The 18,954-nt window shown below is 64.4% G+C and carries 15 protein-coding genes and 1 tRNA gene; 8 read left to right on the forward strand and 8 right to left on the reverse strand.

Going from position 1 to position 18,954, the window contains the following annotated elements:
* Positions 1-24: 24 nt before the first annotated feature.
* The 5 genes from JQ616_RS09405 to JQ616_RS09425 form a co-directional block, all read right to left on the reverse strand.
* Positions 25-2,124 carry a toll/interleukin-1 receptor domain-containing protein gene (locus tag JQ616_RS09405; protein WP_212013876.1) on the reverse strand — a complete coding sequence of 700 codons (2,100 nt, stop codon included), beginning with the start codon at positions 2,122-2,124 and terminating at the stop codon, positions 25-27.
* A gap of 138 nt (positions 2,125-2,262) precedes the next feature.
* A complete protein-coding gene (locus JQ616_RS09410) occupies positions 2,263-3,045 on the reverse strand; it encodes a DUF502 domain-containing protein (RefSeq protein WP_212013878.1) in 783 nt (260 codons plus the stop codon).
* A 95-nt stretch (positions 3,046-3,140) separates the two neighbouring features.
* On the reverse strand, positions 3,141-4,967 hold the full coding sequence (gene glmS, locus JQ616_RS09415; RefSeq protein ID WP_212013880.1) for a glutamine--fructose-6-phosphate transaminase (isomerizing): 1,827 nt from the start codon (positions 4,965-4,967) through the stop codon (positions 3,141-3,143).
* A gap of 212 nt (positions 4,968-5,179) precedes the next feature.
* Positions 5,180-5,359, reverse strand: coding sequence for a hypothetical protein (locus tag JQ616_RS09420; RefSeq protein ID WP_212013882.1), 180 nt, complete (start codon positions 5,357-5,359; stop codon positions 5,180-5,182).
* A complete protein-coding gene (locus tag JQ616_RS09425; protein WP_212013884.1) occupies positions 5,356-5,529 on the reverse strand; it encodes a hypothetical protein in 174 nt (57 codons plus the stop codon). The genes JQ616_RS09420 and JQ616_RS09425 overlap by 4 nt, the downstream gene beginning before the upstream one ends.
* A gap of 217 nt (positions 5,530-5,746) precedes the next feature.
* Here JQ616_RS09425 and JQ616_RS09430 point away from each other — a divergent pair, with 217 nt between their 5' ends.
* A complete protein-coding gene (locus tag JQ616_RS09430; protein ID WP_212013885.1) occupies positions 5,747-6,961 on the forward strand; it encodes a sensor domain-containing diguanylate cyclase in 1,215 nt (404 codons plus the stop codon).
* A 72-nt stretch (positions 6,962-7,033) separates the two neighbouring features.
* Positions 7,034-7,288, forward strand: a complete 255-nt coding sequence (locus tag JQ616_RS09435; RefSeq protein WP_212013886.1) for a hypothetical protein — start codon at positions 7,034-7,036, stop codon at positions 7,286-7,288.
* A gap of 183 nt (positions 7,289-7,471) precedes the next feature.
* Here JQ616_RS09435 and JQ616_RS09440 read toward each other — a convergent pair whose 3' ends face one another.
* Complete coding sequence (locus tag JQ616_RS09440; RefSeq protein ID WP_212013887.1) at positions 7,472-8,266, reverse strand: adenylate/guanylate cyclase domain-containing protein; 795 nt, start codon at positions 8,264-8,266, stop codon at positions 7,472-7,474.
* Between the two features lie 172 nt (positions 8,267-8,438).
* Positions 8,439-9,797: a bifunctional UDP-N-acetylglucosamine diphosphorylase/glucosamine-1-phosphate N-acetyltransferase GlmU gene (glmU, locus tag JQ616_RS09445; protein ID WP_212013888.1), complete on the reverse strand. Its 1,359-nt coding sequence runs from the start codon at positions 9,795-9,797 to the stop codon at positions 8,439-8,441.
* Positions 9,798-9,978: 181 nt separating this feature from the next.
* Between glmU and JQ616_RS09450 the strand changes: the two genes are divergently transcribed.
* Positions 9,979-11,379, forward strand: coding sequence for a hypothetical protein (locus JQ616_RS09450; RefSeq protein ID WP_212013889.1), 1,401 nt, complete (start codon positions 9,979-9,981; stop codon positions 11,377-11,379).
* A 96-nt stretch (positions 11,380-11,475) separates the two neighbouring features.
* On the forward strand, positions 11,476-11,856 hold the full coding sequence (locus tag JQ616_RS09455) for a hypothetical protein (RefSeq protein WP_212013890.1): 381 nt from the start codon (positions 11,476-11,478) through the stop codon (positions 11,854-11,856).
* Here JQ616_RS09455 and JQ616_RS09460 read toward each other — a convergent pair.
* Positions 11,816-13,444, reverse strand: coding sequence for a beta-(1-6) glucans synthase (locus JQ616_RS09460; protein ID WP_212013891.1), 1,629 nt, complete (start codon positions 13,442-13,444; stop codon positions 11,816-11,818). The genes JQ616_RS09455 and JQ616_RS09460 overlap by 41 nt on opposite strands.
* A gap of 245 nt (positions 13,445-13,689) precedes the next feature.
* Here JQ616_RS09460 and JQ616_RS09465 point away from each other — a divergent pair, with 245 nt between their 5' ends.
* From JQ616_RS09465 to JQ616_RS09480, 4 genes are all read left to right on the forward strand, one after another.
* The gene (locus tag JQ616_RS09465) at positions 13,690-14,292 is read left to right on the forward strand and encodes a beta-1-3, beta-1-6-glucan biosynthesis protein (RefSeq protein WP_212013893.1); all 603 of its coding nucleotides are present in this window, start codon (positions 13,690-13,692) and stop codon (positions 14,290-14,292) included.
* 193 nt (positions 14,293-14,485) lie between these two features.
* Positions 14,486-17,314, forward strand: coding sequence for a glycosyltransferase (locus JQ616_RS09470; RefSeq protein ID WP_212013895.1), 2,829 nt, complete (start codon positions 14,486-14,488; stop codon positions 17,312-17,314).
* A 233-nt stretch (positions 17,315-17,547) separates the two neighbouring features.
* Positions 17,548-17,623 (forward strand) — tRNA-Lys (locus JQ616_RS09475).
* A gap of 242 nt (positions 17,624-17,865) precedes the next feature.
* Positions 17,866-18,228 (forward strand): hypothetical protein, encoded by a 363-nt coding sequence (locus tag JQ616_RS09480; RefSeq protein WP_212013897.1) that lies wholly within the window; start codon positions 17,866-17,868, stop codon positions 18,226-18,228.
* Positions 18,229-18,954 lie beyond the last annotated feature (726 nt).

The following is an 18,954-nucleotide window of genomic DNA, read 5'->3' on the forward strand; positions in this document are numbered from 1 at the left end:
GCAGATCTCAGCCCAGCGGACCTCTTACGAAGACCCGTGCGCCTCCGCGAACAGGTCCTCCATGCCCGGATAGAGCGTCACACACGGCAGTACCGAAAGCGTCTCGCCATCAATCTCGAGTTCATGCACGGGATCGGCCGCCGTCTGCAGGATTGTGAGCCCTCCTAAATTGGAGCGGATAGCCGCCATCAGAAGCCGGAAATGCAAATCGCGTTTCGGGCCCGGGTCACGCACATCGAGCACGAGCGTTTGGTTGTGCAGAAAGGCAACCCCATTGGTCAGCTTCTCGATGACGTCGACCGCGATCTGGTCAAGGGCGAATCCCGCGAGATCAATCAGGACGACCGACGCCACGAGTGCGAGGTAGCGCGGAGCAGCCGCCTGAAAGACCGGGTGGTTCTGGATGTCCTTGCTCAGAATACGGGATACCAGCGCGTTCAAGCGATCGACCCCGCCCCGCACCTCCATTTTCGAACGTGCCCGCACCTCAGGACCAATTGCTGCAAGCGTCAGCTGTAATGCCGCGCACCAAAGATCGTTTCGTTCCTCGCTTGCGGGTGTCGAAGTAACCTCGCGAAGCATGCCCAGGACGGTCTCGGCTAGTACCGACGCAGCGACGTCAGCGCGCCCGATCAACCCTTCGACCGGCGCAAGCAACGAAACATCAAGTCCCTTGCTTTTGGCGCTCGCGCGGTTGGGCGCGCGCAGCTCATAATCGAAGTCCCGCATAATTCGGGGTGCGATCCGGTAGATAAACTCCTCTTCCCCATGTCGCGGCTCGGATTCCTCTGTTGACGAATCTGTCCGCGCCAACAGCTCAAGCGTCTTGTCGAGCGTTTCCCTCGTTAGTTGCAACCGTCCATGACGACCAAGGATCTCGGAGAACCACAATTCCTTTCGGCACCATGCCGAGCCGGAGAAGTTCGATGTATCCACCACCATCACCGACTTCGATCGCGCGAGGCTTCCGAAGACGAAGGCACGATTGATCACCCCGTGTGGCATTGTGAGGCAGTCGAGAAAGACGCGGCGAGGCTCGCCATGTTGACGAAGCGCGTGTGCGAGCCTCGACTTCGCATCGAGGCCGCGATGGCTGAGGAACGTGTCATAGAGCGAGCTGCGTGGTGCGACAGGGTCGGCACCTGTTCCCGCCCGAACGAACTCTGTCGTCGCAGCTCCCGCAGCCATCCACATCAGGTCACATGCCGTGATATCCGGCTCGGCCAGAGCGGCAAGGCAAATCTCGACGACAGAAATCATCGATGCCGGCTGGTAGTTGATCAAAAGATGCGTACCGCGACCATACGAGATCGTCAGCTGTCCGTTGCGGTTCGAAGACAAATGCGGGTCGGCCTCGGCGATGAAGATGCCTGGCTGAACGAGACTTGCCATTGCTGCCATCGACCAGCAGAGGCCAACCATACACTTGGCGACTTGTGCAGCCGCGTTGCCAGGCGCCGACGCAGCTGTGAGCTCGTGCTCGATCTCGATCTGATCGGAGATATGTGACAGCTTAGGCCACCCCACCCGCGAAAACTCGTGCGGCTGCATATTGCCAATCCCCTTTTCGCTGGGGTTTCCGAGGATGCTGGGGGATTCGGGACCAAGCATGACCTGCAACATTCGGCCGAACGGGGTGCCACGTGCGACGACCTCGGCGGCGATATGGTGCATCAACGTCTGCGGCGTCCTTCCAATCCCGAACATAATTGGATTTTGCTCGGCGCGCTGCTCGCCGACGTCGGCTTCGCGCATCTCGTTCGCCACCTGTCCGGTCGTGACGATCAGCTGACGCAGGTTTGGGTCGGCCAGCGCTGCCGCCATGACGCGGCCCGGCTGGCGCAGCGCGTCGGGGCGCCAGCCATACATCTGGAGAATTTGGGGAATCAGCGAACTCACGGCGACGAATAGGCTGTAGAAGCCTGGCGGCCAGCGCCTGCGCATGCGATTGAGCGCTTCGGCAGCGGCGGGAAAGTTCAATAACGTGGAAAGCGTAACGCCATCCAAACCGGGTGGGACAGTCGAGTCCAGTCTGCAGTCCTGCGGAAACTCCCGCAAGGTCGCGACTACGTCGGAGAGCGCCTGACGCGTGACTTCAATCGGCGACTGCTGGTCATCTGGCATTCTCGCACTACCGCGTACGGTCGCTGCTGAATCGGTCGAATGAATTCTGCCCCAGCCGGAGCTTCAGCACCAGCCTGGCGCGGGACGAGAATCGACCGATCGCGACGTCGGCGAGCCGCCGCCGCGTACTTTACCGCTTCACTCTACCTTCGCCGGTGCCGGCTGTGTGGCGGGCTGTAGCGAGGCCTGGTTGGCAATGCGCGCGGCATTCGCCATGCCGGCGAGCGCCGCGGCGCGCTTCTGATCGGTGGAGCCTGGCTGCACCACGCCGGCCGACATGATCAGCGTCGCGGCATCCTCTGTGCTCATCTCGATCTCGATGATCTTGCTCTTCGGCACGTAGAAGAAGAAGCCGGTGGTCGGGTTCGGCGCGCATGGCAGGAACACCGAGATATGCTCCTCCTCGCCGGGCAGGCTGGCTGCGAGCTCGGCGTTCGGCGCCTGCGAGATCAGCACGATCGACCACATGCCGGGCGAGGGAAACTCGACCAGGCCGACACGGCGGAAGCTCGAGCCGTTGCCCGAGAACAGCGTCTCGAACACCTGCTTCAGGCCGCGATAGATCGCGCGCACCGCGGGGATCCGGCCGAGCAGCCGCTCGCCCAGATCGACCAGGGTGCGGCCGATCAGGTTGGCGGTGAGGAAACCAAGTAGCGTCAGCGCGATGACCGCGACGATCAGGCCGGAACCGGGCAGCCCGAACGGCAGATAGGTTTCCGGCCGGTAGGCCGTCGGAACGAACGGGCGAACCAGATTGTCGACCCAGTTCACGAACCACCAGGTCAAATACAGGGTGATCGCAACCGGCCCGGCCACCACGAGGCCGGTCAGGAAGTAGGTGCGAAAACGCGCCATCAGCCCGCGCGGGTGGTCCGGATGCAATTCGCCAGACGGGTCAGGAGGCACTTGATCGGAGGTCATTGCGGTTCCAGGGTCGTCGAAGCGGCCGTACTCCACCACCCAGCTAAGCCATTCCAGCACATTTTTGAAGGGCCGCGTACCGGCCCGGCTTGCGACTATTCGACCGTGACCGATTTGGCCAGATTCCGGGGCTGGTCGACGTCGGTGCCCATCACGACGGCAGTATGATAGGCGAGCAGCTGCACCGGCACGGCATAGACCATCGGCGCGAAGGTCGCCCCCATGTCGGGCATCACGATCGTCACCAGCGACTGGATGGTGGCCTCCGCTGCGCCCTTGGCGTCGGTCATCAGGATGATCTTGCCGCCACGGGCGGCGACCTCCTGCATGTTGGAGACGGTCTTCTCGAACACCTTGTCGTAGGGCGCGATCACCACAACCGGCATGTGCTCGTCGATCAGGGCGATCGGCCCGTGCTTGAGCTCGCCGGCGGCATAGCCCTCGGCGTGGATGTAGGAGATTTCCTTCAGCTTCAGCGCGCCTTCCAGCGCCAGCGGATAGCTGGTGCCGCGGCCGAGATAGAGCACGTCGCGCGATTTCGATATCTCGCGCGCCAGCTTCTCGATCTGCAATTCAGTGGTCAGCGCTTCCGACATCAGCCGCGGAATTTCGACCAGGCCATGCACCAGCTTGGCCTCGTCGGCATCGGAGAGTTCGCCGCGCGCCTTGCCGGCGGCGACCGCGAGCGAGGCCAGCACCATCAGCTGGCAGGTAAATGCCTTGGTCGAGGCGACGCCGATCTCGGGACCAGCGAGCGTCTGCAGCACGGTCTCGCTCTCACGCGCGATCGTCGAGGTCGGCACGTTGACGACCGAGAGCGTGTGGGCGCCCTGCGACTTGGCGTAGCGCAGCGCCGCCAGCGTGTCGGCGGTCTCGCCGGACTGCGAGATGAAGATCGCAAGGTCGCCCTTGCGCAGCGGCGCCTCGCGGTAGCGGAATTCCGAGGCGACATCGAGCTCGACCGGCACCCGCGCCAGCTTCTCCAGCCAGTATTTCGCGACGAATCCGGCATAGCTCGCGGTGCCGCAGGCCGTGATCGAGATGCGCTGGATGTCCTTGAAGTCGAACGGCAGCGTGACCGGCATCATGACGCGCTCGGTCGCCATGTCGACGTAGCGCGCGAGCGTGTGGCCGACCACTTCCGGCTGCTCGTGAATCTCCTTCGCCATGAAGTGGCGATAATTCGCCTTGTCGACCAGCGCAGTCGCCGTGGTGTGCTTGATCGCCTCGCGATGGACGATGGCGTTGTCCTTGTCGTAGATCGTGGCGCCCTTGCGGTTCAGCACCACCCAGTCGCCGTCCTCGAGATAGCTGATCGTATCGGTGAACGGCCCGAGCGCGATCGCATCCGAGCCGAGATACATCTCGCCGTCGCCGTGGCCGATCGCGAGCGGCGGGCCGTTGCGGGCGCCGATCATCAGATCGTCCTCGCCGGCGAAGATGAAGCCGAGCGCGAAGGCGCCCCGCAGTTGCGACAGCACCGCCCTCACCGCCTCGACCGGCGCGACGCCGCCCTTGAGCAGATCGTCGACCAGATGCACCACGACCTCGGTGTCGGTCTCGGTCGCAAACACCGCACCCTTGGCCTCGAGCTCCTCGCGCAGCTCGCGGAAATTCTCGATGATGCCGTTATGCACCACGGCGACGCGTTCGGTGGCGTGCGGATGCGCGTTGTTCTCGGTCGGCCGGCCATGGGTGGCCCAGCGGGTGTGGCCGATGCCGGTATGGCCGCCGAGCGGCTTGGCCTCGAGCCGGGCCTCGAGATTTTTCAGCTTGCCCTCGGCGCGGCGCCGCGCCAGGCCGCCGTTTTCCAGCGTCGCGACCCCTGCGGAATCATAGCCGCGATATTCGAGCCGCTTGAGCGAATCCACCAATTGCTCCGCGACCGGAGCGCGTCCAAGAATGCCGACGATGCCGCACATGCGGTTCAATGTCCCCAAAAATCGCCGAAAATTTGCCGAAGCAGCGACACGGTCCCTTAACGGGAATCGCCGGCCGCAAGATACTCAATAATTATTGCCGATTGCGACAATCTTAAGCGGCAAGGTTGACGCGAAAGGCTGGTTAATCGGGGCTAACTATTTTGGCAAGAGTGCGGTAGCAGCAACGGTCGTCCGCAGCCGGGCTTTGAGCTTCACCCATGCATCCTGGCGTAAGCGAATATGCCCACAACGGTCCAGAATATCACTCCACTGAACATCGACACGAGGTCGTGCGGCCGCAGCCCGAAGAGACCCCACAGGCCTCGGCCGGTCTTGGTCAAGACCGCCTCGACCAATGCTTCAACCAGGAAGCGGATCAGGCCGTCGCTCACGGTTCCCATCCCTGCGCCCGGAGCCACATTTCGCGGTACGCCATCAACATGCCGAGCAACCCCATCTTGAGCAGATAGAAATTCAAACCGAACAGGCGCAGAAAGCTGAACGGATCGTCGGTGTAAGAGACGAAATCCGATCCTCCGAGCATCTTCCGATACACGGCCAATGGCCCGTCTCGGTCCACTGATAAAGCCGTTCGCCGCTGGCATAGGCAACCAGACTGCAAAACATTCCGAACAGAAAGACAGCAGCAATTTTTTGCATGCAGCACTCTTAGTCGGCGTTGTCTAAGGCCCGTGAAACCGCCGACGGCAAACCGATTGGATCGCGTCAACGCGTCTTTAACGCCTTTCAGAGAGGGTGCCGCCGCCGGAGGTACCCTGATGCAAACCACGCACGATCGTGAGACGCAGCGCCTGGATGTGCTCGCGGAACTCGACATCCTCGACACGCCGAGCGAACTCGCTTTTGACCGATTGACCGGGCTGTGCCGGAAAATCTTTCGCGTGCCGATGTCGACGCTGACGCTGATCGACGGCCATCGGCAGTGGTTCAAGGCCTCCGAGGGCATGCAGGACCGCGAGACCGCGCGCGGACCCGCGCTCTGCAACCTTGCGATCGCGCAGGACCATCCGCTCGTCATCGCGGATACGCTGCGCGACCCGCGCCTTTCCGACAACGTGTTCGTCCACGGCAAGCCGCATATTCGCTTCTATGCCGGCGCGCAGCTCAAGATATCCGGCGCGGTGGTCGGGACATTGTGCGCGATGGATACCAGCCCGCGCGACTTCGATGCCGACGCCGTCGGCATGCTATGCGATCTTGCGGCCATTGCCGTCGACGAACTGATGCTGCGCAATCTGTCAATGCAGGATGGCCTCACCGGCTGTTCGTCACGGCGTGCCTTCCGCGGTGAAGGTGAACGGCTGACCGCGCTGGCGACACGGCACGCCAGTCCACTCGCCTGCGCCGTGCTCGATGTCGATCACTTCAAGTCGGTCAACGACACCTACGGCCATGCCGTCGGCGACATGGTGCTGGCGGCGGTCGCGGATGCTGCACGTTGCGCGCTGCGGGGCTCGGACACGATCGGCCGGCTCGGTGGCGAAGAGTTCGGCATCCTGTTGCCGCACACCGGGCTCGACCAGGCGATGGGCGTGCTCGAGAAGGTGCGCGCAGCAGTCGCTGCGACCCGGGTCGAGACGCCGGCCGGCGCGATCCGCGTCACCTGCAGCCTCGGCGGCGCGGCGCTGTCGCCCGGCAACTGCTTCGACGACATGCTGCGCAACGCCGATCTTGCGATGTACGGCGCCAAGCAGGGCGGCCGCAATCAGGCGCTCGCCTGGGTGGATCGGGCGCCGTCGATTGCGCCGACCGCGCGGCGCGTGTTCAAGGCCGGTACGATCAGCTTCAATGCCGGCCATTCCACCATCGACTGTACGGTGCGTGGACTGTCGCGCGAGACGGCGACCATCGAGGTGCTGTCCACGTCCGGCATCCCCGATCAGTTCAAGCTCGCCATCGCCGCCGACGAGCTGTCGCGGGCGTGCCGGATCACAGGAAAAGCCGACAACCGGATCGAGGTCGCGTTCACCTGAGTCGCGCCTTTGCGGCAGATGGGCGACCTTCCTGCCGTCATTCCTGCCCGTAGCCCGAATGAGGACTCAGCGATGCCGAGCGATCAACCACCGCCCCTCGCAAAACCGTTCTGGCGCCGCGGCCTGGCCGGCTTCCTTGATTTCCTCACCGTGTTCTTCGGCGGCGGCTATGCCATCGGCATCGCTACCGGCCAAACCACGAAAGACGGCTTCGCCCTGACCGGCGCTCCCGCGCTGCTGCTGTTTGCGCTGATCGCGTTGTATTTCTATCTCGGCTGGAAGGTGCTCGGCGGCACGCTATGGCAGCGCATCCTGGCCGCGCGGTAGGCACGGCCTCTCCCCATCGTCATTCCGGGGCTCGCGAAGCGAGAGCCCGGACTCCATTTCACCATTTGCTCTGACGTCCAATGGATTCCGGGCTCGACGCTGACGCGTCGCACCGGAATGACGCGAGGATAGTTCGCGTGGCACGGATGAGTTCCGCGACGTCCGAGGGCTGCCTCGCTCCGCTCAATGCTCGACCAGGTAGAGCCGCCAGCGCTCGGGCACGCCCTTGAGCTGGTGCGCGCCGCGGTCCTTGAAGCGGATTTCGGACTTCGCCATCAGATCCTTCACCGCGCTCGAGACCAGCACCTCGCCGGCCCGCGCCTTCGCAGCAACACGCGCGCCGATGTGAAACGCGAGACCGATCACCTCCGCCCCGCTCACCTTGTATTCGCCCGCGTGCAGCCCGACCCTGATCTCGAGCCCGAGCGTGCGCACGGCGTCGCGGATCGCGGTGGCGCAACGGATCCCCGCGATCGGCGCGCGGAACGTTGCCAGCAGGCCGTCCCCCGTCGTCACGACTTCCTTGCCCCGCATGGCCTTCAGCTCCCTGCGTACAGCGACATAGTAATGATTCATCACCGTCGCCCAGCGCGTATCGCCGAGCCGCGCCGCCTTTTCGGTGGATCGGACGATATCGACATAGAGGATCGTGGCGAGGGCCTGCTTGAGCTGTGAGTCCCGGTCTGCGGTCCGGCGCCGGTTCGCGATGCTTCCGGTCAGAGGTTCATAGCGATGGCTGCGCCGTCGCGCGATGGCGGCCTTGGTGTAGTCCTGGGCACGCTGCACCGTGCGGCAGCGGATGGTCTTTTCCTGCGGTGGAAACGTCCAGTAGACCTTGCGCCCGGCTCCGGCGCCATGAACCTCCACCGCGCCCCATTTCAGGAGAACCGTCGAGCCGGTGCGTCGAATGCACCAGGCCTTCGACGTGTATCCGGACACGTTCGACTGATGGACTCCGATGCGAAGGAATTTGGGCATGAGCGTCCGGCCGGTCGAACGAGCGCTTGGGGCTTACCACCGCAAGCGTAGTCAGACATTCCGGCGTTGGCAACAGGAGTGGTTCGCGGGCTGCCGGCAGTTGCGCAATCGATCGAGCACCAATGCCGGGACGACGGCGATCTAGTCTCGAGATGGCCGTGATGCCGAACGCCTACTTCCCCTTCGCCGCCTTTGCCTTCAGCTTCGCCGCGCGGTAGCGCGCGGCGCCGCCTTCGCGGATCGACTGTTCGCTGCGCTCGAGCGCCATCGCATCGTCGGGGACGTCCTTGGTGATCACGGAGCCCGAACCGATATAGGCGCCCTTGCCGATCGTCACCGGCGCGACCAGCGACGAATTGGTGCCGACGAAGGCCCCCTCGCCGATCAGCGTCTTGTGCTTGAGGAAGCCGTCATAGTTGCAGGTGATGGTGCCGGCGCCGAGGTTGGAATTGGCGCCGACATGGGCGTCGCCGACGTAGGAGAGATGGTTGACCTTGACGCCGGCCTCGAGCGTCGCGGCCTTGGTCTCGACGAAATTGCCGATCCGCGCACCATCGCCGAGCGAAGTGCCGGGTCGCAGCCGCGCATAGGGACCGACCGACACCTGCTTGCCGATGCGGGCCTCGACGATATGCGAGAAGGCATGAATCACGGCGCCGTCGTCGATGGAGACACCCGGACCGATCACCACGAACGGCTCGATCACGACGTCCTTGCCGAACTTGGTGTCGGCGGCGAGATAGACGGTCTCCGGCGCGATCAGGGTCACACCCGCCTCGAGCGCCTGCTTGCGCAGCCGCGCCTGCATCACGGCCTCGGCCTCGGCGAGCTGCGCCTTGGTGTTGATGCCGCGCACTTCGTCTTCGCTGGTCTCGATCACGACGGCCTCCAGTCCGAGTTGCCTGACGATCGTCACGGCATCGGTCAGATAGAATTCACTCTTGGCGTTGGCATTGCCGATCTTCTCGATGATCGCGAGCGCAGTCCTGCCGTCGAACGCCATCACGCCGGCATTGCACAGCGTGATCTTGCGTTCCTCGGCACTGGCCTCCGCGTGCTCGCGAATTGCGACCAGTCTGCCGTTCTCGACCACCAGGCGGCCGTAGCCGGTCGGGTCGGCGGCATGGAAGCCGAGCACCGCCAGCGCTGCGCCCTCGCGCAGCGGCGCGCGCATCCGCGCAAAGGTCTCGGCCGAGATCAGCGGCGTGTCTCCGAACGCGACCAGGAGGTCGTCGGTGCCGCGGGCGATCGCCTCGCGCGCGGCCAGCACGGCATGCGCGGTGCCGAGCCGCTCGCGCTGCACGAAGGTCTGTGCGTCGGGCCGCACCCGGCGTGCCTCGGCGGCGACCGCCTCATGGTCGGGGCCGATCACGACCGCGAGTTGCGATCCCTCGCCGGAGGCGGCGGCATTGAGCACATGCGCCAGCAGCGTCTGCCCGGCCACCGGGTGCAGCACCTTCGGCAGCGACGAGCGCATCCGCGTGCCCTCGCCGGCCGCAAGCACCACTGTCAGGCTGGTTCGCGCAGTCATTCGCAATCCTCGATGTCGCGCAGTTCGCTGCGCCAGGCTTTGTTCGAGGCCGTCTTTAATTGTTTTCCCCGCCAGAAGAAACCGATTCGCCTCCGGGGCGCTCCGGATTCAAGTTCCCGGTCCATTTCCTGTTAATCTTTGCCTCGTGATTCGGCGGGCCTTGAGGAGGGCCAAGCGGGCTTTGGCCAAAGATCGCGACAATCTGGCGGCGGAATTCGACACCGAGAGCAGCTCCGGCTTTTTGGCCGAGGAGGATGCTTTCGATCGTCGCATGCTATGGCGGCTCGGGTCGTGGGGCATGGCTGCGGTCGGCGCCGTCACCGTCGCCGTGATGGCCAACCAGTCGGCGCTGACGCTGAAGCGCGACCAGATTGCCGCGTCCGATATCACGCGCCAGGCCCAGCAGTTGCAGACATTGGCGAAGGAGAGCCACAACGAGACCCGTCGGCTGGCGTCGGCGATCGATACGCTCAACGGCGACCGCGACCGGCTCTATTCGCGGGTCACGACGCTGGAGCAAGGAATGGACTCCGTGACCGGCACGATTGCCAGGCAGCCGGTGGCTCCAGCATCCGCCGCATCGCCGTCGGCACCAGCGCCCGGTACACCGCCCACGCCGACCAGTTCGGCACAGGCAACCTCGGCACCGACGCTCGCCGCTGTTGCGACAACACCGCCTGCCGCATCGGACAAGCCGCCAACGGCCGACAAGGTGCCGGCACCTGCCGACAGCAAGCCGCCCGCAGCGATCGAAAAGCCCGTTGCTGCGGCTGAAAAGCCTGCCGCCGACAAGAAACCAGTGCCCGCAGCGCCGAAGCCGCAAGTCGGCGCGGAGAAGCCGCCAGCCTCCGACAATGCGCCGCCGGCTTCGGCCGCCGCTCCGTCCGTTGCCAGTCCAATGAGCACCGCAGCTGTGTCCAGCGCAGTGGACACCAAAGACGCTGCGCCGCCGTCCGCCATGCCGGTCATGGACAAGCCGCTGACTGATAAGCCTCAGCTGGCATCACTCGATCCTGCTGCGAGCAAGCCGGCCGAAACGGCCAAGCCGCCGATCGCGAGCGATGTCGGCGTGGCGCCGAACCCGCCGCCGGTGATCAAGGCGGATCCCGACGCCGATGCGGAGGACGAGGCGGACGCGCCGAAGGCGCAGATCCAGCGCACCGAATTCGGCGTCGACCTCGGCACCGCAAATTCGGTCAATGGACTGCGCGCGCTGTGGCGCGGCCTGCTGAAGTCCAAGGCCAACGCTCCGCTGGCCGCGCTGAAGCCGATCATCGTGATCAAGGAAAACAGCAGCGGGCTCGGCATGCAGCTGCGCCTCGTGGCCGGACCGCTGAACGACGCCGGCACCGCCGCCAAAATCTGCGCCGGCCTCAGCCTGGTGCAGCGGACCTGCGAGACCGCGATCTATGACGGCCAGCGGCTGGCCCTCACCGAGCCGCCCGCCGCAGCCAGGCCGGCCTTGCCGCACCGACGGTTCGTGCCGAAGCGCGCGCCCCCGCCGCCGCAGCAGCCCGTCGCCGAGGACAAGAAGCCGGAGCCTTCGACGCTCTCCTCGATGTTCCGGCGCAATAGCCAATGATCACGCTAAGCCAATGGATTGCGGACAAATTCTCAACCGATTTCGCTGTTGGCACCGAGCCTTGTCCCCGACCCCGTTCCCGACCATAGTGCCGCGATGACAAAACCTCCGTTCCGCCTCTCCCCCTATCAGGTCCAGTTCCTGATGGTCGTGGGCTTCGTCACCGTCGGCTACGCGTTCTATGTGCGCTATCTGGCCATCGAATTCTCGCCGGTTGCGCTGGCCTGCGACGCCGGCACGCAGAGCCTGCTTTGCAAGGCGCGCGCGCTCTCGACCGTGCTGTTCAAGAACTCGGTGTTCGGAATCGCGGCGCTGGTGATCGCGCTCCTGAATCTGACGCGGCCGTCGATCGTGCTGCTCACCGCCGGCCTGGTCGCCGCGGGGCTCGGCATCGTGCTCTACAACGTCGTGCTGTCGGGGCTTGCGATCGGACTGTTTATCCTGGGCTTTGCGCGGCCCGCGCCCGCCACAGCGTAGCGGCCAGCAGCAGGAACATCACGCAGGTCCAGTCCGACTGCCAGTTGATCGTTCCCTCGTTGAAGATGGTGTAGGCGGCCGCGATCGTCAGCAGACCGGCAAACACGGATTCCGCGATCGGCCGGACGCCTTCCTTCGGACGGTTGAGCATGGTCAGCAACGCGAACGGCACCACGGCCATGGTCAGCGAGGCATAGGGGAAATCGCGGTAACGCGGATCGAAGGCGAAACCGAGCGCGGTTTCGGCCGCGATCACCGTGGTCGCCGCCAGCACGATCGCGAGCACCGCGCCGAACATGCCCTTGCCGCGATAGTCGCGCGGCCCGACCAGTTCGAGGAAGGTCGGCAGCGAGCGCCCGGCGATCAGCGCATGCGCGGTCAATAACGGCGCGGCAATGCCTGCCGCGAGCAGCACGCCCCAATGCAGCCAGCCGCTGAAGCCGTAGCTCTCGTAATACATCTTGTCGCCGGCGATCCCGAGCAGCGTCCCTGCCGTGGTCGCCGAAATGCCGACCGCGATCCAGGCCGACGGCCGCGGCGTCCAGGGCCGGCGCCGCAGCGTCAGCCAGGCCACCAGGAAGGTGACGACCGACAGCGCCATGCCGCCGGCCATCTGCAGCTTCCAGTCGGGATAGTTGCTGATCGCTACGCCTGGCGGATACTTCACTTGCCGCTTGATCGAGTCGAACAAGCCCCAATTGCCGCCGACGGTGCCCTCGAGCTTGCGCTTCCAGGGCTGGTCATAGGCCTCGATCAGGTTGACGCGAAAGCCCTCACGCTTGGCGAGGTCGAGGATCTCGGACACCACCCGCGCCTGGTTGGTGCGCGACGGCAGGGCGCCTTCCCGCATCCGTCCCGCGCTGGGCCAGCCGGTCTCGCCGATGAGGATCTCCTTGCCGGGGAACGTCACCGCCATCCGCTTGCGGATATCGTCGACATGCGCCGCGGCGTATTTGGCCTTGACCGGAATGTCCTCCCAATACGGCAGGATGTGAATGGTGACGAAATCGACCGCGTCATAAATCTCGCGGTTCTTCACCCAGTATTCCCAGACATCGGCATAGGTGACCGGGATATTGCCCGCCGCGGTTTTCACCGCGCGGATGTTGCCGGCAAGATCGGCGGCCGTCATCTCGCCGCGCAGCAGCACCTCATTGCCGACGATCAGCGAGGTCACGACTCCAGGATATTCCTTGGCGAGGCGGACTGCGATGGCGATCTGCTGCAGGTTCTTGAAGCGGTTGCTGCTGAGCCAAATGCCCTGCATCACCTTCAACCCAACCTTGGCCGCCACGCCGGGCACCTGGTCGAGGCCGTTCTCGATCGAATAGGTCCGCACGCAATCGGTGACCTTGGCGAGATCTGCGAGGTCCTGCTCGATCTGCTCGACCGGAATCTGGGTGGTGGGATCAAGCGGCGTCTGGGCACCGCGGAACGGCGTGTAGGACACGCATTGCAGCTTTGCGGCCGGATCGATCGGCGCGCGCGCGAGCGTGATCGGCGTGGCGAGCCACCACCACACGGAAGCAATCACAGCGAGCGAGATCAGGAGAAGCGCCAGTGGCGTACGAAGCGAAATCGGTTCCATCCTCCGGGGGACCGTCGAATTAGCCGGTCACAGCCCATCTGCCAAGAGCGGGATTAGGTCAATACCATGGTTGTCCTGCGACAGTTTCACGCCGGATCGATAAAGTTGTGAGTTTGCTGGACAAAATACCAAATTCCAGTCATCTGACTCCGCCAGAGTCTCCGCCGCACTGGAGACCTATTTGGACGGCATCACGCGAGCCGTTAGGATGATCCCGCGGGGGCAGGAACATTATCGGGGAATACATGCGTCGACGGCTGCTTGAGTTGAAGAACACCGCATTGCGCCACCTTGCCGTAACCGGCCTTACGCTCCTTGTCGGGGCGGGCGGCGCGTTCGCCCAGAGCGGCACACCCAATCCGCCCGACCAGGCCAAACAGCAGTCTGGAAACCAGGCCGACGCCAATGCCAACGCGGCGCGGGAGGCCAACCAGCGCAAGGTCGAGGAATTCGGCGAGGCCCAGCAGGCGATCAACGGCCCGGCCGGCAACCCGGAATGCGTGTGGCTCGGCCGCCGCGTGGTCCGCCTGATGTGGAACGACGACCTCGATACCGCGTTCCGCCATCTCGACCTCTATGACCGGTTCGGCTGCCCCGGCGGCCACGTCCAGGCCGCGTTCCGCTGCCTGACCCGGTTTGGCGCCCAGATCGACGACAAGGTGCGCGGCAGCCTCGACGGCCGGATCCACGCCTGCTGGATCAACCCGGGCGCCCAGCCGCAGGCCGCGGCAGCTGCCGCAGCGCCGAGCCCGGCACCGTCGACCGCCGGCAACGCCGCGCCCGCTCCGGCGGCATCGCCCTCGCCTGCGCCGACCCCGTCGGCCACACCCGCGCCGACGTCGAAATAGCCGCGTCGCGCGACCGGGCTCCGGCCGCGATTTTTTCGCGGCTGGAACGGCTTGCGCCCTTAAAACGCCATCGCGGCACACCAGTTGTTAAATCGGATGGCGGAGATATCTTTCCCTCCGCCGTGATATTGGTCGAACCCAGGGGACGGGTTCGCTTAGTCCTCAATCTCAGGCCCCGTATGGTTTAACCGCGATGCGCGCCGTCGTCGCCGTCCTGTTGCTTGTCACCGCCGCCCACGCCGCCCTGTGGGGTCTCTTTCAGGAGAAGCAGTCGGCGCCCGATTTCCGTGGCACGCTGCCGAGCCTGTCCTACGCCCCGTTCGAGTCAGGCCATACCGTCGCTGACGTCGCTGCCGACACCGAGAAGGTGCGCGCCGACCTCAGAAAGCTCTCCACGCTCACGAAAGCGGTCCGCCTCTATTCATCGACCGAAGGCAACGAACTGGTGCCTCCGGTTGCGGCCGAGTTCGGCATGAAGGTCACCGTCGGCGCGTGGATCGACAAGGACGCCAACCGCAACAATCGCGAGATCGACGCCGCGATCAACCTGGCCAAGCGCAACAGCAACGTCATCGGCATCGTGGTCGGCAACGAAACCGTGTTCCGCGGCGAGCAGGTCCCGCTGGAAAACCTTGGAACGGTTCCGGAGATCGGCGTGCCGCCTGAGGAATCCGAGCGGATCCTGCGCGAGGAGGCGCAGCGCCTTCACGACGCCGACGCGCAGCCCGAGGACAAGCGGGCCGAAGCCGTGAAATGGGCGATCGCCGAAAACAACGTGCAGCGGCTCGTCAAGGTGATTCAGCGGGTCAAGAAGTCGGTCAACGTTCCCGTCACGACCGGCGAAATCTGGAACATCTGGCGCGACCATCCGCAACTCGCCAATTCGGCCGACTTCGTCGCCGCCCACGTGCTGCCCTACTGGGAAAACTTCACCGACAAGCAGGCGGTGGACCAGGCGGTCGATCGCTACAATCTGTTGCGTGACTCCTTCCCCGGCAAACGCATCCTGATCGCCGAATTCGGCTGGCCGAGCCAGGGCTACAATCTGCGCAACGCCGAGCCCGGCGCGTTCCAGCAGGCCACCGTGCTGCGCAACTTCGTCACCCGCGCCGAAGCCATCGGCATGGACTACAACATCGTCGAAGCCATCGATCAGCCCTGGAAGTTCTTCGAAGGCGGCGTCGGTCCCTACTGGGGCATCCTCAATGCCGACCGCGAGGCGAAGTTCGCCTGGACCGGACCGATCACCGACCTGAATTATTGGAAGATCGCGCTGGTCGCCGTCCTGGTCGGACTGTTCATGTCGCTGCCGATCCTGAGGCTGGACCAACCGACCGTGATGCAGGCGCTGCTGCTGTCAGCCGCGGCCAACGGCGTCGGCGCCTGGGTTGCGACGGTGTTCTCATACTGGACCACGCACTATTTCGTCTGGGGCTCGGCCTTCGCGCTCAGCCTCGGCCTGGTGCTCCTTGTTCCCCTCGTACTTATCGCGATGGCGCGGATCGAGGAGATCGCGGCAGTGGCGTTCGGCCGTGGCCCGCGCCGGCTGATCGGCAAGAGCGCGCCGCTGGCGCCGGCGACGATCGGCGAGAGCGTCAAGTTCCCGAAGGTCTCGATCCACATCCCGGCCTATTTCGAACCGGTCGAGATGCTGAAGCAGACCCTCGATGCGGTGTCGCGGCTCGACTATCCGAACTTCGAGTGCGTCTGCATCATCAACAACACGCCCGATCCCGACTTCTGGCGGCCGATCCAGGATCACTGCCGGCTGCTCGGCGAGCGCTTCAAGTTCATCAATGCCGAGAAGGTGCAGGGCTTCAAGGCCGGCGCGCTGCGCATCGCGATGGACCGCACCGCGGCCGATGCCGAGATCATCGGCATCATCGACGCCGACTATGTCGTGCATCCGGACTGGTTGAAGGACCTCGTGCCGGCGTTCGCCGATCCGCGCGTCGGCCTGGTGCAGGCACCGCAGGAACATCGCGACGGCGACCGCTCACTGATGCACTACATCATGAACGGCGAATATGCCGGGTTCTTCGACATCGGCATGGTCCAGCGCAACGAGTTCAACGCCATCATCGTGCACGGCACGATGTGCCTGATCCGCCGCGCCGCGATGGACAAGGTCGGCGGCTGGTCCTCTGACACGATCTGCGAGGACACCGATCTCGGCCTCTCGATCCAGCAGGCCGGCTGGCTCACGCACTACACCAATGTGCGTTACGGCGAAGGCCTGCTGCCCGACACCTATGAGGCGTTCAAGAAGCAGCGCCATCGCTGGGCCTATGGCGGCTTCCAGATCGTCAAGAAGCACTGGCGGCGCTTCCTGCCCGGCGCCAGCCGGCTGACGCCCGACCAGCGCCGCGAATTCTCGCTCGGCTGGCTCAACTGGCTCGGAGCCGAGAGCCTCGGCGTCGTGGTCGCGATCCTCAACCTGATCTGGGTGCCGATCGTCGCCTTCGCCGACATCGCGATCCCCGACAAGATCCTGACGCTGCCGATCATCGCCTCCTTCGTCGTCTCGCTGGTACATTTTGTCGCGCTCTACCGGCTGCGGGTGAACATCAAGGCCGGCCAGATGCTGGGCGCCATGATCGCGGCGATGAGCGTGCAGTGGACGGTCTCGCGGGCGGTAGCGCAGGGCCTGATCACCGAGCACCTCGCCTTCGCCCGCACCTCCAAGGGCGGCCTGTCGCGGATGTCGATCGAATTCCAGGCGTTCTGGGAAGCCGTGATCGGCGTGCTGCTGCTGATCGGCGCGATCGTGCTGGTCGTCACCAACGGCTACAAGCAGGTGCGGGAGATCTACATCTTCGCCGGCGTGCTGGTGTTGCAGAGCCTGCCGTTCCTCGCCGCGGTTTCGATCGCGATCCTGGAGAATTCGCGGATCAACGAGTTCGCCTTCTGGCGTAACAGCGCGATCCGCACCGCGGAACTGATCGGGTTGCGCCCGGTCAGCCTGCCCTCGGTCGCCGCCCCGCAGCAGCCGGCCGGCTCGGAAATCCGCCACGACAGCTAGCGCCTGATCCGGAAAAGTGCGCAGCGGTTTTCCGGATAGATCATGCGCAAACAAGATCTACTTCAAGAAACGTCCCTAACCGCAGGCGCCGGAATGGCAAATCCGCCGCAACGGTGCACAATTGACCGCCCATCGGCTATTGACCCGATGGGCCCTGCCCCCTACACAGCGCGGGCTGGAGCACGATCCGGAGCGGTTCACCGCCTGCGTCCGGGTCCAATGTTCAGGTGAGTGAGCGCGTAGCTCAGGCGGTAGAGCACGTGACTTTTAATCATGGGGTCGAGGGTTCGAGTCCCTCCGCGCTCACCAGTTGCACACTTGAAATTCCGACTTCAGCCGCTTTGCGGCACGATGGGCAAGCTAACGTTGCCCACAGATCGCATGCGCAAAAGTGGTAGCGCGCCGCAGCAATTGCGGTTCGTGGTGGATGGACATCAGGAAAGAGAGGCAATGTAACGTCGTGGGCTGAGGTTGGCCGCTACAGCCTGCGAAGCCACATCAGCCCCTGCTCAAGCCCCTTCGAGCCGGGCATACCGGACGGGGAGGATCTGATGAAGGCAGCACTCCTGGCACTATCGCTTGTTGCCGAACCGCCCGTACAGGTTTCAGACAACGTTCCCAACTTTGATATCAAGGCGCTCTGCGCGGATGTTTCTGCCGACGATAAGGCGTCGGGGCTCCCCCAGGATGCAAGCAAATGCGTGAGTGACGAGACGGATGCGCGGCAGCAGCTGAACTCGATCTGGCTGACTGTCCCGGCGGGACCGCGTGAAAGTTGCGAGCTGCTGGCGGGGACAGGGCAAGTACAAAGCTATGTCGAACTCCTCATCTGCTTGAGAATGAATAACTGGGACTCGCCATCGGCAGTGCCCCCTCAGAGGCGCAAACAGGATTCGAAATCGCCAGGAAATTAGGTTTTCAGTACGGTCACGACGCCGCGATCGATTTTCGCTATCCGGGAATGATCGAGGAACGGCTGAGACGCCCGATTAACCGTGCTCAACGCGATCGGCCGGCGCACCGCGATCTGCGTGCTGGCGCTCGTCTCGATTCGCTGGAGCCTGTGGCGCGGTCGCGGCAAGCGGATCAGAGGCGGTGGCGCCTCGCAACGCCCTGAGATTCGGTGAGCCGGGCAGATCTGACTGGCACTGAACTTGCGATCTCGCTCTCTGCTGGGATTGCAGTCCCCAGATTGAAACAGGGCGCCGCCGGGACAAACCATTTCGGGCCCGGCGGCGTACTTTTTCGGGACGGTCAGAACAGCATGCCGTCGCCGATCGGGCCACCCGACCGGTGACCAGATCAACGAACCGGCGGGTTGTAGCGATCCCAGATTACGGTTCTCGAGACACTCTGCGCCGGCCGCGAGACGGCATCGTCGAATTTGTGATAGCGGTCGAACTGCTGCTGCTCATCGCGCTGCTGCGGCGCTTCGGCAGACGAGTAAGGACTGTTCGTACCGTTCCAATGATCAGATCCCGACACGGCGCAACCCCATCTTGGTTCAGATGGAGGTTGGTTAGCATCGTTGCGCGGGGTTCTCTGTATCGCCGTGGCAACAGCACGAGCAATCCGCACAAACATCACCACACGGATTGTTTCCGTGGTTCTCCGTCCGTGAACAGTGCTCCAACCTTTTG

This window comes from Bradyrhizobium tropiciagri, assembly GCF_018130545.1.
Taxonomy (GTDB): Bacteria; Pseudomonadota; Alphaproteobacteria; order Rhizobiales; family Xanthobacteraceae; genus Bradyrhizobium; species Bradyrhizobium tropiciagri_A.